Consider the following 13,926-nt stretch of genomic DNA (forward strand, 5'->3'; position numbering starts at 1 on the left):
AATAAGAATATCGAAGCAATTAACTGGAATAGAACTCGCCAGGATTATTATCAGGAGTTGCTTCAAAAAGGAAGGGCCTATCTTGATGTCATTGAGTTGCAGGTCAGATTGCCCGATTTAAATGGTAATGTGACTAATAGAATAGAGGGGAAGTTATTGCCTGTGCGCTATGCACCAAAGTTAACGCATATGTCCAGATATCTTACTTTTAATTCTCCAATACCTGAATTAATTAGCATTTATCAAATGCAGGAGAGAAATGCTATTTTATTTAGTAAAATAATCGGGGGTATTATTAACGATATCCATATGCATATAAGTCTTTTGCCTAAGTATGCCAGGGTAAAAGTGGTGTGTGTTCTTAATGATAATTTAAAACCTCTCATAAAAAAGATTTGGCAGGAACGGCTTGATAGTATATATCTGGGGGCGAATATTGAGTTTAGTAAAAACTTATCAGAATCCATTGATAACTGGTTGGATAGATCTTCTGATGAATATATAGTTCTTATTGCTGCCAATTTTCATGGCGCAGAATTACTTGACGATGAAATCGACAATAAATCTGAATCTGTGGTTTTTTTGTTTGGAAGATTGAGAAATGATGGTGAGACTGGTGACCACTCATCTTTAGGGGCTTTTTTTCGTCCTGAATGTGATTGGGCAGGAATAGATAAATCCCTCCTCTGGGGAAGGGTTAATGAAGGGCGAGGGCTATCTGGTGTTATATATTCTGGGTTGAATGAAGAAGAGTTAAAAAAACTGGTGTTAAAAACAACAGATGTAATGTCGGAAAGTGCACTTTCGTCGTATATGTACGTTGATTCAGACAACTATTTATGTAAGTGCCCGCCTCTTACCGAGTTTTTGCAATTGAGTTATGTAAATGAGCATCTCCCCCCAGGGCAGTATTTATTGATAAGTAAAAATAATGATATTTTGAATTCCCATTTATTTAACTCGGCTGCCAGTGTTTAGAGGTTTATTATAATATGAAAAAAATCTTTATTAAATTTTCTGGCGTTTTTTTTGTTATAATCATTGCTGTTATTTTGCTTCTAATTTATTACCTGTGGGGATCATCCCTGGGATGGATGGAACCAGCAGAAAAATTTCGCGTACTCTGTACCATTCTCGCAGTTCCTGTTTTCCTCTCTTTGTTGCTAGTCAGTCGCTACTCACTTGTTGCGTTTGGGTCAAGATTGCGTTTTTTCCGTAAGTTAAATGATAAACAGAGTACCCAGTCAAACAATAATAGTGCTCATTTGAAACAAGTAGACATAAGTAAAAAAATAATAACCGAAGTACAACAAGCTCTGCGCCATACTTACGGTCATTTCTGGCATAGCAAAATTCGTATCTTGCTTGTAACTGGCAACGCTGCCGATGTCGAACATCTCACCCCCAAGCTCCCCCGTGAACTCTGGCAGGAAGATCGCGGCACGTTGCTGCTGTGGGGCGGTGACCTCAACACCCCAGCCGACAGCGTCTGGCTGACCGCACTGCGCAAACTGCGCCGCCGTCCGGTAGATGGTCTGGTGTGGGTCACCTCAGCCTTTGACCAGCTTTCAGCGCCAGGGCTGGAGCAGCCGCTGCCGGTACCGTCTGAAAGCACCATGGATTCTCTGTCTCATGCCATCTGCGCACGTATGGAAGCGCTTGGCTGGAAACTCCCCCTGTATGTCTGGTCCCTACACACGCGCGGCGGTAAACCAGAAGGTCGCATTACCCAGGCGACTGGTTGTTTGTTACCTGCAGGCTGTCGTGCCGAGGGGCTGGCTGAACAACTCTCCACCCTGACGGCAGATTTGACTTCACAGGGTCTGCAGCAGACCTGTAGTGAAGTGAAACATAACTTCCTACTGTCCCTTGCCGACCAACTCATTCGTGAGCCGGAAAGCATGACCGCACCGCTGTCGGTGATGCTCAATCCGTACCGCCCGCTGCCGCTGGCCGGTGTGGTGTTCAGTCAGCCTTCAGCCGGTGCAGAACGCGCCGTGCCGCACCACTGGGGCATGGATAAGCGCTGGGATGTTCTGCCTGAATCAGTCCGGACGCTTCCTGCCGGGCTGCGTCCTCGCAAGCCCGGTATTCCATGGCGCAAGGTAATGGCATCTGCAGCTGCGCTCACGATGGTGAGCTGGGCTATGTGGATGAGCATCGCGTATGTCACCAACCGCAGCCAGATTGACGGTGCGAATGCTCAGGCCGAACTTGCCGCTCGACAGAATCAGCCCCTGGAGCAGCGTCTGCAAGCGCTGTCTGAACTTCAGAAAACGCTGGCCCGTCTGCAGTACCGTTCTGAGCATGGTGTGCCGTGGTACGAAAAGGCCGGGCTGAGCCAGAACAATGCGCTGCTGGCGGCACTCTGGCCACACTATCAGGACAGCGCGTTGCCGCTGTTGCGCGATGCGGCTGCAGACCATCTGCAGAAGCAGGTCAGTGCCTTTAACGCGCTGCCTCCGGATAGCCCGCTGCGCGAGCAGAGGGCAAAAGCGACCTATGACCAGCTGAAACTTTACCTGATGCTGGCGCGTCCTGAGCATATGGATGGTGCCTGGTTTAGCACGGTGCTGCTTCAGGACTGGCCGAAGCGTGACGGCGTGAAAGACGGTATCTGGCTAGGCGTGGCTCCGTCGCTGCTGTCGTTTTATGGTGCACAACTGGTCACACATCCTGAGTGGAAACTGCGAGCTGATGAAAACATGGTCAGCCAGGCGCGTTCCCTGCTGGTTCGCCTGATGGGCGTGCGTAATAGCGAATCGACCCTGTACCAGAAAATGCTTTCACAGGTGGCACATCTGTATGTCGATATGCGTCTCGAGGACATGACCGGCGATACTGATGCTGCCCGCCTGTTCAGCACCACCGAGATCGTGCCAGGTATGTTTACCCGCCAGGCCTGGGAGCAGGCCGTCCAGCCTGCCATCGAAAAGGTGGTAAAGGCGCGCCGGGACGAGCTCGACTGGGTGTTGACGGACAGCAAACGTCCGGTCAGTAAGCAGGATGAAATCTCCCCGGAAGCACTTAAAAATCGCCTGACGGAGCGTTATTTTGCCGATTTTGGCGGCGCCTGGCTGGAATTCCTCAACAGCCTGCGCTGGAACCAGGCCACCACGCTGTCGGATTCCATTGACCAGCTGACTCTGATGGCCGACGTGCGCCAGTCACCTCTGGTGGCGCTGATGAATACCCTTAATGTGCAGGGGCGTACCGGACAGACCGGGGAGGCGATTTCGGATTCACTGGTGAAATCAGCGAAAAATCTGCTGGGCGGTGACAATACGGATGTCATTGACCAGAGTGCCGGCGTTCACGGCCCGCTGGATGCAACCTTTGGTCCGGTGCTGGCGCTGATGGATAAAAGCAACACCGTTGCGCAGTCGCTGAGCTTGCAGTCGTACCTGACCCGCGTGACGCAGGTTCGGCTGCGCTTGCAGCAGGTGACTAATGCTGCCGACCCTCAGGCCATGACCCAGACCCTTGCTCAGACCGTATTCCAGGGCAAGGCCGTGGATCTGACTGAAACCCGCGACTACGGCAGCCTGATTGCTGCCGGTCTGGGGCAGGAGTGGAGCGGTTTTGGTCGTTCGGTCTTTGTGATTCCGATGGAACAGGCCTGGCAGCAGGTGCTGGCTCCGGCGGCCGCTAGCCTCAATGCCCAGTGGCAACAGGCGGTAGTGGCTGAGTGGAACAGTGCCTTCGGTGGGCGCTATCCATTTAACAATTCCAGCAGTGATGTATCCCTGCCGCTGCTGGCTAAATACCTTAATGTCGATTCCGGGCGTATTGCGCAGTTCCTGCAAAACCGCCTCAAAGGCGTGTTGCACAAAGAAGGAAACCACTGGGTGCCGGACAGCATCAACTCGCAGGGGCTGGCCTTTAACCCAGAGTTTCTCAATGCCATCAACACCCTGAGTCATATCTCGGATGTCGCCTTCACCGAAGGCAATGCCGGGATGAACTTCGAACTGCGTCCGGGTACTGCCGATGGCGTGATGCAAACCACCATGATTATCGACAACCAGAAGCTGATATACGTTAACCAGATGCCAGTCTGGAAGCGCTTCGCCTGGCCTGCGGATACTGAGGCCCCTGGTGCGAACCTGAGCTGGATAAGCACCCAGGCAGGCACCCGTCAGTATGCGGATATTCCAGGCGCCTGGGGATGGATCCGACTGCTCGACAAAGCTGCCGTCAGTGCTTATCCGGGCGTGGGTAGCAGCTACAGCCTGAGCTGGCTGGCTCAGGACGGTCGTACACTCAATTACACCCTGCGTACCGAAGCGGGAGAGGGCCCGCTGGCGCTGCTGAAGCTGCGTAATTTCCGCCTGCCAGAGACCATCTTCAGCACGACAGGCCTGGAAGCATCAGACCAGGCCGAAAGCGCAAGCAATGATACAGAGGACGTATATTGATGAGCACGCTCAATGCTTTACTCAGCGCCTGCCAGACTGAGCAGGAGCCACTCCTTGCGGCCACCCGTGAGCGGGTTAGGCTCTGGGATAGCTGGCTGCAGCCGCTGTCCGGTCCATCACCTCAGGGTGACGACCCGGGTTATGACGATGACTTTCAGCAGATGCGCGAGGAGGTAAACAAACTCTCAGGTGCGGATACCGAACTTATTTGCCAGCTTGCAGAGAAGCTTCTGACCACGACCGCCAAAGATATCCGTGTGGCCACCTACTACTGCTGGGCAAAGCTGCACCGCGAAGGTGAGCAGGGGCTCGCTGAAGGACTTGAACTGCTGTGCGGCCTGCTGGAGCGCTTTGGTACACAACTGCATCCACAGCGTGATCGCAGCCGTAAGGCGGCACTGGAATGGCTGGCGGGATCGCGAATGACTGATTCTCTTTCCCTGTACCCCGAAGTGGTCAGGATCGATGCGATACGTACCACCGGGGCACTGCTGCTGATAGAGCAACTGACGGAAAATGAGCCGGATGAAATTCGACCGGAACTCAATACGCTGTATGGTGCTCTTGAAAGCCGCTTGCAGAAAGCGGGTGGTGTGGATGCGGTTGTGCCGCAGAACGCCAGTGCCTGCGAACCCCCTGCGAGTGCCAGCCACTACGATGCCCCGGTCATCGGACGTATCACCTCCGGTCAGGATTTGCTGGCGCAGGCCCGCGTGCTCGCTGAATATCTGCGTGAACAGCCGGACGGCTGGCTGTCAGCGCACCATCTGATGAAAAGCCTGCGTCATGACACACTGCGGGCCATCCCGGCCCCGGATGCGCAGGGCCGTACCCGCATTGAGCCGCCAAGGGCGGATCAGCGTGCGCTACTCAAACGCCTCTACCTACAGCAGAACTGGGCTGAAATGCTGGAAACGGCGGACAGCGCGTTTTCCCGTGGTGCCAATCACCTGTGGCTGGATTTGCAGTGGTATATCCATCAGGCGCTGACGAAATCCGGTCAGGACACGCTGGCCGGTATTATCGCGGCTGACCTGAAAGGGCTGCTCACCCGTCTGTCCGGGCTCGAAACACTGGCCTTCAGTGACGGCACGCCATTTGCGGATGACGTGACGCTGAACTGGATCCAGCAGAGCGTGCTGGATTCGACAGGCGGGTGGGGCAATGACACTCCTTCCGCACAGATTTCCCCAGGCAACGATGACATTCTGGCGCTGGAGCCGGAAGCGGTGGCACTGGCCGACAGTGAAGGCCCGGATGCGGCACTGGGCTGGTTGCAGGCCCGTCCCGGCATCACCACCGTACGCCAGCAGTGGCTGCTGCGCCTGCTGATGGGGCGTATCGCGGAGCAGTACGGCAAAAATGAGCTGGCGGTGCATCTGTTTGCGGAGCTGGGCGAGCGGGCCGGTGAAGTCACCCTTACGAACTGGGAGCCTGAGCTATTGTTTGAGGTACAGACCCGTCATCTGAAACTCCTGCGGCTGAAAGCCAGTCGCAGTGAGGCTGATAAGACTCGCCTTACACCGGTAATGGACCAGTTACTTGCCGGGCTGATCGCAGTTGATCCTGCCCGTGCCGCCGTGCTTTGCGGATGATGATTAGTCATACCTTCAGGAAAAAAATCAGAATAAAGGGAAATTAAAAAATGAAACGTCTTAGAGTATTTACTTGTTTAGGTGTGATGTTCTTGCTTTCAGGTTGTACAGCACTGCTGTGGGGAGGAAATAAGGTCGCCGAGCCAAAAACAGAGAGACATATTCAAATTCAGGACAGTGTAACCGGTGTATTTCAGTATAAAAACCTTGCTGTTTCTGTTGTTCAGGGAAGCAAAAAAACTACTGTTAACGTTCCCTCTGAAGGTGTTGCCTTTGTAGGTGAAAAATATATATACATTCTGACCCGGGGGGCTGATGAACTTCTGTCCCTTAATAAACTTGCAACTCAAATTCCCCTGATATCAGGTCGGGAAGAGAATACCCTTAAGTTTCGGATCAACAAACCATCAGGCAGCGACAGCGTGCTTCAGTTCAGCGATGCTCTTCCTGTCGAAGTCAATGAATCCTCCAGAATGCTTTCAACAGAAGAGTTAAAGACTATTCAGCATGCAGGCTTCCGGAGCAACGGTGTCCGGTATGTCAGGGACGTATATATCACGGGAGTGATTATTCCCAAAGTGAGCCTTAATTATACTTTTGATAAGACTGAATCTTTGGGGAGAACGTACAGCGTTCAGTTTTATTCGCTGGAGTCTGGAACCGATTTTCACCCCGTAAATCTGGCGACCAATATTGTCGTTACCCCGTTAGCACTCACTGCTGATATTGTTTTTTTCCCGATATCATTAAGTCTGCTTCAGCTCATTAATGGCCCTTCACCATTCGGACATTAATCAAACAGGTGTTTTATGGAAGATTTAACCCTGCGCTATTTTGATGCAGAAATGCGCTACCTGCGTGAAGCCGCAAAAGAGTTCGCGCAGACCCATCCCGATCGTGCAGCGATGCTCGACCTGGATAAAGCCGGGACTCCCGATCCGTATGTTGAACGCCTGTTCGAAGGATTTGCCTTCTCAATGGGGCGGCTTCGCGAAAAGATTGACGACGATCTGCCGGAGCTTACTGAAGGACTGGTCAGTATGCTCTGGCCACATTACCTTCGGACCATTCCGTCACTCTCGGTGGTCGCGTTCACGCCTGCGCTTCAGACCGTTAAGATGGCAGAAGTGATGCCCGCGGGGCTGGAAGTGTACTCCCGCCCGGTGGGGCCGAAAAACACGGTCTGCCGTTACCGCACAACCCGCGATGTGATGCTCAACCCGCTGAATATCTCTCGGGTGACCATGACCACTGAGCCGGACGGGCGCTCGTTACTGAGAATGCGCTTTGCCTGCAGCACACAGGCGGACTGGTCCCATGCGGACCTCAGTGACCTGAGCCTCTATCTCGGGGCGGATGCACCGGTCAGCAGCCAGCTGCACCTTATGCTGACCAAACGGCAGGCCGCACTCTATATGCGCCTGCCTGGTCAGACTGACCGTATCCGGCTTGACGGATATTTCTCACCGGGCGGCTTTCGTGACGAAGACTGCCTGTGGCCGAAAGGCGATACCGCGTTCAGCGGCTACCAGCTTCTGTTGGAGTATTTCACCTTCCGCGACAAGTTTATGTTTGTCCACCTTAACGGCCTTGAGGGCATCACGCCGCCAGCGGGGGCCGAGTATTTTGATATTGAAGTGGTGTTCACTACGCCATGGCCATCTGACCTGCCGGTCACTGATGATGCGGTTCGCCTTCACTGCGTGCCGGTGATTAACCTGTTTACGCTGGAGGCTGACCCGCTGACCATTACCGGGCTTGAAAGCGAATACCTGCTGCGTCCAAAACGTCTGCAGGACGGACATACCGAGATTTATTCGGTGGATTCAGTCACTGGCTCAAACCGCACCAATGACGCGGAGTATGTGCCGTTTAGCAGCTTCAGGCACAAGGGCGGGATGATGCGCCGTCATGCCCCCCCCCGTTACTACCATACCCGCGTGAAGCGCAGCGTGACCGGGCTGTATGACACCTGGCTTATCCTTGGGGGGCACCAGTGGGAAGATGACCGCCTGTTTGAACGTGAAGCCGTGTCGCTGCAAATCACCGGCACCAACGGCCAGCTGCCGCGCCGTGCGCTACAGAGCTCGCTGCTTGACCGCTGTGAGCAGGTGGTGAGTACGCAACTTTCAGTACGTAACCTCTGCAAACCAACGCTGCCAGTCTATCCACCTTCTGAAGACCGCTTCCACTGGCGGGTTCTGAGTCACCTGGGATCCGGTTTCCTGAACATGATGAGTACCGCCGAAGTGCTGCGCGGCACGCTTGCCCTGTATAACTGGCAGGAAGATGAAATGAACACCCGGCGTCTGGAGGCGATTCAGCATGTAAAACATCATCGTCTTCAACGTTTTGAACAGGGCTATCTGCTGCGGGGGCTGGATATCGAAGTCACCCTTGACAGCAACGGTTTTACCGGTGAGGGTGATATTCACCTGTTCGGTGAAATGCTCAACCGATTCTTTGCGTTGTATGCCGATATGAACCAGTTCAACCAGCTCACCCTCATTGTTCAGCCAGAAGGAAAATGTATCCGGTGGAAAGAGAATCACAGTCCGCGTCTGCCAGGCTGATAGCGCAACTGGGCGACCGGCTGCCGTACATGAACTTTTATCGTTTTTGCCAGCTGCTGGAGCAGAGCCAGCCGGATAAACCGGTCACCGGTAGCACCTGGCAGGTGCGACATGAGCCGGTACGCTTCCGTCCCCATTCGGGGATGGGGTTCCCGGCCTCTGAAATCAAAAGGGCAGAGCTACCGGAACATCCGCACCTTCCACCCACAATCCGTACCACCTTTATGGGGCTCTACGGCGTGGAGTCCCCGCTGCCAACGCACTATATCGATGACATCGCTCAGCGACGGGAAGGGTACGAAGCTAACGCGGACTTCCTCGATATCTTCAACCACCGGCTGATTGCTCAGTACTACCGTATCTGGCGTAAATATTCATACCCGGCGACTTTCGAAGAAGGCGGTAAGGACAAAACCTCGCGGTACCTGCTGGGACTGGCCGGGCTCGGGATTAACGGCTGCACGGACAGTATCGCGACCCCGGCTTCGCGCTTTCTGGCACTGCTGCCGGTCATGTTACTGCCCGGGCGTACCGCAGAAGGCATGGCCTCGCTGGTGCGCCTGCTGGCACCCAACACGCAGGCGAAAATCTGGCACCATGACAAACGCCGTGTGCCGCTGAAGAAGCCACTGACCATGAGCGTCAGCCAGCCCGTGACCCTGACAAATCGACCGGTGATGGGCAACTATGCCACCGACGTGAACAGCCAGGTGCTGATGCGTCTGACCACCACTGACCCGGCAGAAGTGCAGGGCTGGTTACCGGGCGGTGAGCTTCACGCGGACCTGATGGCGCTCCTGCACGTCTATCTTGGCTCTCGCCTGGAAGTCCGCCTGCAGCTGTGTGTCGATCGTAGCCTGCTGCCTGACGCGACAATGAGCACTCAACCCAAAGCGGGTGCAGTGCAACTGGGCCGCACCGCCGTGATGCGACCGCTGAATGCGGCTAAGACCGCATCACACCCAAAAACAATAACCATCAATCTTGGCCGCTACGAGCGCGTACAGGAAAATATTCACCACAGGGAGACTGATGAAGATGGCGATTACCGCTGGTAAATTTCCTCTGGTTACGCTGGCTACAGGCATTACGCTGATGCTGGCAGGCTGTGGACTTACTCAGAGTGTTACGGACGGCACTGTCGCCGTGACTAAATCGATTTTTTATAAGCAGGTGAAGATCCTGCATCTGGATATACGTGCCCGTGAAGCCGTGAACAGCAATGCTGGTGGTGTAGCTCTGTCGACGATTGTGCGTATTTATCAGCTTAAAGATCGCAAAACTTTTGACAGCACGGACTACCCGTCATTGTTTAAAGACGACAGCCAGGCTGTCAAGGCAGACCTGGTGGCGGAGAAAGATATACGGCTGCAACCGGGTGGTGCTGTCATGGTCGATATGCCAATGGAAAAGGATGCGCAGTATGTGGCAGTGGCCGGGATGTTTATGTCACCGGACCAGGAGAACAACACCTGGCGTGTGGTAATGAGCCGCGATGAGCTTGATCCTGAGAAGGCCCGGGTGATTGAAGCGGGCAACAATCGACTGACTCTGCAGGCGCTGAAAGATGAGTGAATCATCTCGTCCTTCTCTGTATGAAGTACTTTATGGCAATTTCACCGGCGGTCTCGACCTGCATCAGGTCAGCGAGCAGAACCAGGTCATTTTGTCCGTACTCGATAACATGCAGCGCGTTCTCAACTGTCGCGCCGGCACGCTGGCGCATCTGCCTGACTACGGCCTGCCGGATATGACCAAAATCCTGCAGGGCATGCCGGGAACGGCCCATGAGCTTATGGGCACATTATCTGCTGTCCTGCTCAAATACGAACCGCGCTTGAAAAAAATAACCGTTGTTCTGCTGGAACAAAATATCCCCGGCGAACTGCGCTATGCCATTGACGCTGAACTTAAAGGGATTGGTCTGGTGCGCTACGGGACTGAATTTATGCCCGAAGGGCGGGTCCTGTTAAGGCATCTCAGACAACAACAGTATCTCGACACAACTCTCCATTTGTAAGGTCCGATAACATCATGTCCGTAAAATTACAGTTCCTGAAGAAGTTGCAGGCGCGACAAGCTGCACCTGTTCCTGCAATCAGCAAGAGTCAGGCTGATATTGCAGAGTTTCGCCAGCGAATGGCTCAGTTGCAGGATGAAATGGACGCGTGGCTGACGGATACGGGACTGAATGTGGATCCACTAACGGTGTCCGTTCCGGATCTGCTGGTGGAGGGCGGAGCTTTTGAGATTTCCGGTATTGTTCTGCGTTATGACAGCCGGGCGGTAAAATTTATGCCGATCTTTCTGTATGGACAGGGCGTCGCCGGTTGTGTCGAGGTGACTTTCTGTTCCGGGGATAAGGTGATTTCTCAAGGACGCCTGTTCATGCGGGTGGGGAGCGCAAATGGCTGGATCTTTACTCCCCCAGATACCTCATCCCGATCCGGACAACTATTGGACGAAGGTGTGTTTTTCGGTCTGATTTTAGCGCTGCTGCCATAGCGATAACATTCATTCCTTTTATGCGTCATTGCATTTTTAATCGCCAAATAGCCTTACAGATCAATTGACAAAATTAACCACACGGATATGCAGGCCCATCCAGGATGACCACACACACCACGCTAAAAACCGGCGGCGACCCGCGCACGCTGCCAGATTACGCTAACCTCCGCGATGAACTCAGCAAGCTGACGCATCCTGCTCGCCCGGATGTGAACTGGCAGTATGTCGAAAGACGCTGTCTCTCTCTGTTTGAACAGAACGGCGTGGAGTTGCAGACCGCGGCCTGGTACACCCTTGCCCGGACTCACCTGTCGGGGTTAGCTGGCCTGAACGAAGGGCTGGCGATTCTGGAGGCCCTGATTAGCCATCAGTGGGACGTTTTCTGGCCGAAGACGCTACACGCTCGTATGGAAATTCTTAGCGGCCTGAGCCAGCGACTGCAGCAGCGTATGCGTATGCTTCCACTCAACAACAGCCATCTTAGTGAGCTTTATCGTGCTGAAGCGTTGCTTACCCGCCTGAGTGCGGTCCTTCAGCGCCTTGAGCTGAAACACCTAAGCCAGTTCGATACGTTACAAACGATGATACGTTCGAATGCTGAACGGCTGGAAAGCAGTAATGACGCATCAGATCTGAATGCACTCATGCTGCCCGATCGCGAATTACCTCAGGAGAGGGCAGACCCGATTGACGAAGTGAAATGGGTCTATGTTGTGCAACCGGAAAACCAGCCTAATGCAGAGGGGCTTACGACAGCGCATGGATCGGCCAGACCATGGAAGCCCTTTGTCGCCGGGATGTGTTCTATGCTGGTGGCCTGCGTCGCCATAGCGTGGGGTGGGGGCTTTCTGTCCAGACCCGATCCCTTAACGACTCAGGCCATTGCCTCGCTGGCGCCGTTACCTGAAGTGCTTACACCTGTTCAGCAAGACGCGTTAACGCAGCGAGGAACGTTACCGTCTACGTTTATCTCAGATACGCAGCAGCAGCTTGCACGGCTGGATAAACTTTCTCCTGACTGGAATATTTCCTACAGCCTACAGCTGTTAAAGCAGCTCCAGACATTACGGCCCGAAGAGGCTAAAGCGCTGATAATACAGTGGCAAAAAAAGTTTAACGCGACGGCGTTGCCTGTAGACGCAATGAACAGCTGGTATCAGGGGATGATGACGCTTCAGCAACTGAGTGATCGGCTGAGTAGTCTGGATGAGCAAAAAGGAAAATATATAACCGTGAGTGAGCTTAAATCCGTGGTTTTTTCGACTATGCAGTCATTTAACCATGCGATACCCGCTGAAGAGCAGCTCAGGCGCCTGTCGCAGTATCCTGCAGGAAGTGCGCTCCCTGAAGCAGAAAAGACCCAACTTGAGCTTCATCTAAAGCAACTGGCAACGCGTTATGCTCAAATAAAGCAGGATGCTTCTGCTCAATGAGTTTTTGCAGCGAACAGACTAATTTGGGTTAAAAACAGAGGAAGATAAAAGTGTCCCCTGCAGGAATCGAACCTGCAACTAGCCCTTAGGAGGGGCTCGTTATATCCATTTAACTAAGGGGACGAGGCGGCACGAGTATAGCGTTATTTACACTTTGCGTTAAGCGCGTTGCCGCCTGACTGCTCAAAGAGTCACCATTCAGGTTGATTTTTTTGCTGCTTTATCCTTTTCTGCCTGCGCCTTAAGCTCGGCTTTGCGTTTATTCGACATGTCGTTACGGATTTGGGCATGGCTTAACAGCGCGAAGATAAACGTTCCACCGCAGATATTCCCCGCCAGCGTCGGAATGGCGAACGGCCAGAAAAAATCGCTCCAGTGAAGCGTGCCATTAAAGACCAGGTAAAGTATCTCAACGGTACCGACCACGATATGCGTGGTATCCGCCAGCGCAATCAGCCAGGTCATGAGTATGATCACCACGATTTTAGCGCTACCGGCAGAAGGGAACATCCACACCATTGTGGCGATAATCCACCCAGAGATGATGGCATTAGAAAACATTTCGACCGGCGTGTTTTTCATCACATCCATGCCAATTTTCACAAACGCGTCCCGGGTGGGTTCATCAAATATCGGCATATATTCAAATGCCCAGGCCGCGATGCCCGTGCCGATGATATTTCCCAGCAGAACCACGCTCCAGAGCCTCATCAATAAACCAAAATTGCCGAGGGTGGGGTTTTGCATCACCGGCAGTACGGCGGTCACCGTGTTCTCCGTAAACAGCTGCTGGCGTGCCATGATGACGATAATAAAGCCGAAGGTGTAGCCGAGGTTCTCCAGTAAAAATCCGCCGGGCACGCCCTCCAGCTGCACATGAAATATCCCTTTAGCAAGCAGCGAGGCGCCCATTGACAGTCCAGCCGCGATAGCTGACCAGAAGAGGGCCATGGCATCGCGCTCCATCTCCTTTTCGCCGTCCTGGCGTATATGTTCGTGAATTGCCATCGCGCGGGAGGGGAGGCGATCCTCATCAATCTCTATCTCCTCCCCGCGCGCTTTCTCCTCGCTTTCAATTTCATGTTCCTCATTACTTTCGCCAATTTTGTCTTCACCCACTTCTTTCATATCTGCTCCCGGAGGTTGATCTTTCTTTTAAGCGTAGCGGCTTTTATCGGGATGCCTGTGGGGATGCTCTTAAATTGGCGGGAATGACAACAAAGGTGATACATCTTGTTCAAAGACATTATAAAATTGCCAGCGAAACGAATTCCAAAAGTCAGGCTATGCTGAGATCAGAGTCACGGTGATTACTGCCCGTAACTGTACTCATAGACATCGGTAAACGTGCTGTTACAATCACTTGCACGTTTTCAGACGGAGCGCCAGATGCTCCGTT

The 13,926-nt window shown here is 53.3% G+C and carries 11 protein-coding genes and 1 tRNA gene; 10 read left to right on the plus strand and 2 right to left on the minus strand.

Annotation, left to right across the window (positions count from 1 at the left end; all coding sequences use genetic code 11):
- The 10 genes from IM271_RS17965 to IM271_RS18010 all read left to right on the plus strand — a co-directional run.
- On the plus strand, nucleotides 1-978 hold a 978-nt coding region (locus IM271_RS17965), incomplete at its 5' end, for a hypothetical protein (RefSeq protein ID WP_193052963.1).
- Nucleotides 979-992: 14 nt separating this feature from the next.
- On the plus strand, nucleotides 993-4,418 hold the full coding sequence (locus IM271_RS17970) for an ImcF-related family protein (RefSeq protein ID WP_193052964.1): 3,426 nt from the start codon (nucleotides 993-995) through the stop codon (nucleotides 4,416-4,418).
- Nucleotides 4,418-6,013 (plus strand): type VI secretion system protein TssA, encoded by a 1,596-nt coding sequence (gene tssA / locus IM271_RS17975; RefSeq protein ID WP_193052965.1) that lies wholly within the window; start codon nucleotides 4,418-4,420, stop codon nucleotides 6,011-6,013. The genes IM271_RS17970 and tssA overlap by 1 nt, the downstream gene beginning before the upstream one ends.
- A 50-nt stretch (nucleotides 6,014-6,063) precedes the next feature.
- Nucleotides 6,064-6,807, plus strand: a complete 744-nt coding sequence (locus tag IM271_RS17980; RefSeq protein ID WP_193052966.1) for a hypothetical protein — start codon at nucleotides 6,064-6,066, stop codon at nucleotides 6,805-6,807.
- Between the two features lie 15 nt (nucleotides 6,808-6,822).
- Complete coding sequence (gene tssF / locus IM271_RS17985; RefSeq protein WP_193052967.1) at nucleotides 6,823-8,586, plus strand: type VI secretion system baseplate subunit TssF; 1,764 nt, start codon at nucleotides 6,823-6,825, stop codon at nucleotides 8,584-8,586.
- Entirely contained in the window at nucleotides 8,541-9,644 is a 1,104-nt protein-coding gene (gene tssG, locus IM271_RS17990) for a type VI secretion system baseplate subunit TssG (protein ID WP_193052968.1), read from the plus strand. The genes tssF and tssG overlap by 46 nt, the downstream gene beginning before the upstream one ends.
- A complete protein-coding gene (gene tssJ / locus IM271_RS17995; protein WP_193051000.1) occupies nucleotides 9,625-10,161 on the plus strand; it encodes a type VI secretion system lipoprotein TssJ in 537 nt (178 codons plus the stop codon). The genes tssG and tssJ overlap by 20 nt, the downstream gene beginning before the upstream one ends.
- Nucleotides 10,154-10,606, plus strand: coding sequence for a type VI secretion system baseplate subunit TssE (gene tssE, locus IM271_RS18000; protein ID WP_045259669.1), 453 nt, complete (start codon nucleotides 10,154-10,156; stop codon nucleotides 10,604-10,606). The genes tssJ and tssE overlap by 8 nt, the downstream gene beginning before the upstream one ends.
- Before the next feature lie 14 nt (nucleotides 10,607-10,620).
- A complete protein-coding gene (locus tag IM271_RS18005; RefSeq protein ID WP_193052969.1) occupies nucleotides 10,621-11,091 on the plus strand; it encodes a hypothetical protein in 471 nt (156 codons plus the stop codon).
- Between the two features lie 104 nt (nucleotides 11,092-11,195).
- Nucleotides 11,196-12,527: a VasL domain-containing protein gene (locus tag IM271_RS18010; RefSeq protein WP_193052970.1), complete on the plus strand. Its 1,332-nt coding sequence runs from the start codon at nucleotides 11,196-11,198 to the stop codon at nucleotides 12,525-12,527.
- Between the two features lie 51 nt (nucleotides 12,528-12,578).
- Here the strand turns inward: IM271_RS18010 and IM271_RS18015 are convergent.
- Nucleotides 12,579-12,650: transfer RNA gene (locus IM271_RS18015), tRNA-Arg, on the minus strand.
- Between the two features lie 75 nt (nucleotides 12,651-12,725).
- The gene (locus IM271_RS18020) at nucleotides 12,726-13,655 is read right to left on the minus strand and encodes a formate/nitrite transporter family protein (RefSeq protein WP_041908869.1); all 930 of its coding nucleotides are present in this window, start codon (nucleotides 13,653-13,655) and stop codon (nucleotides 12,726-12,728) included.
- Between the last annotated feature and the right edge of the window lie 271 nt (nucleotides 13,656-13,926).

The organism is Enterobacter cloacae complex sp. I3, from assembly GCF_014896175.1.
GTDB lineage: Bacteria > Pseudomonadota > Gammaproteobacteria > Enterobacterales > Enterobacteriaceae > Enterobacter > Enterobacter bugandensis.

Excerpts from the sequence above, each read along its gene's own strand:
- tssA (WP_193052965.1), top strand. The coding sequence starts at position 4,418 with ATGAGCACGCTCAATGCTTTACTCAGCGCCTGCCAGACTGAGCAGGAG.
- tssG (WP_193052968.1), top strand. The coding sequence starts at position 8,541 with ATGTATCCGGTGGAAAGAGAATCACAGTCCGCGTCTGCCAGGCTGATA.
- IM271_RS18005 (WP_193052969.1), top strand. The coding sequence starts at position 10,621 with ATGTCCGTAAAATTACAGTTCCTGAAGAAGTTGCAGGCGCGACAAGCT.
- tssF (WP_193052967.1), top strand. The coding sequence starts at position 6,823 with ATGGAAGATTTAACCCTGCGCTATTTTGATGCAGAAATGCGCTACCTG.
- IM271_RS17970 (WP_193052964.1), top strand. The coding sequence starts at position 993 with ATGAAAAAAATCTTTATTAAATTTTCTGGCGTTTTTTTTGTTATAATC.
- tssJ (WP_193051000.1), top strand. The coding sequence starts at position 9,625 with ATGGCGATTACCGCTGGTAAATTTCCTCTGGTTACGCTGGCTACAGGC.
- tssE (WP_045259669.1), top strand. The coding sequence starts at position 10,154 with ATGAGTGAATCATCTCGTCCTTCTCTGTATGAAGTACTTTATGGCAAT.
- IM271_RS18020 (WP_041908869.1), bottom strand. The coding sequence starts at position 13,655 with ATGAAAGAAGTGGGTGAAGACAAAATTGGCGAAAGTAATGAGGAACAT.
- IM271_RS18010 (WP_193052970.1), top strand. The coding sequence starts at position 11,196 with ATGACCACACACACCACGCTAAAAACCGGCGGCGACCCGCGCACGCTG.
- IM271_RS17980 (WP_193052966.1), top strand. The coding sequence starts at position 6,064 with ATGAAACGTCTTAGAGTATTTACTTGTTTAGGTGTGATGTTCTTGCTT.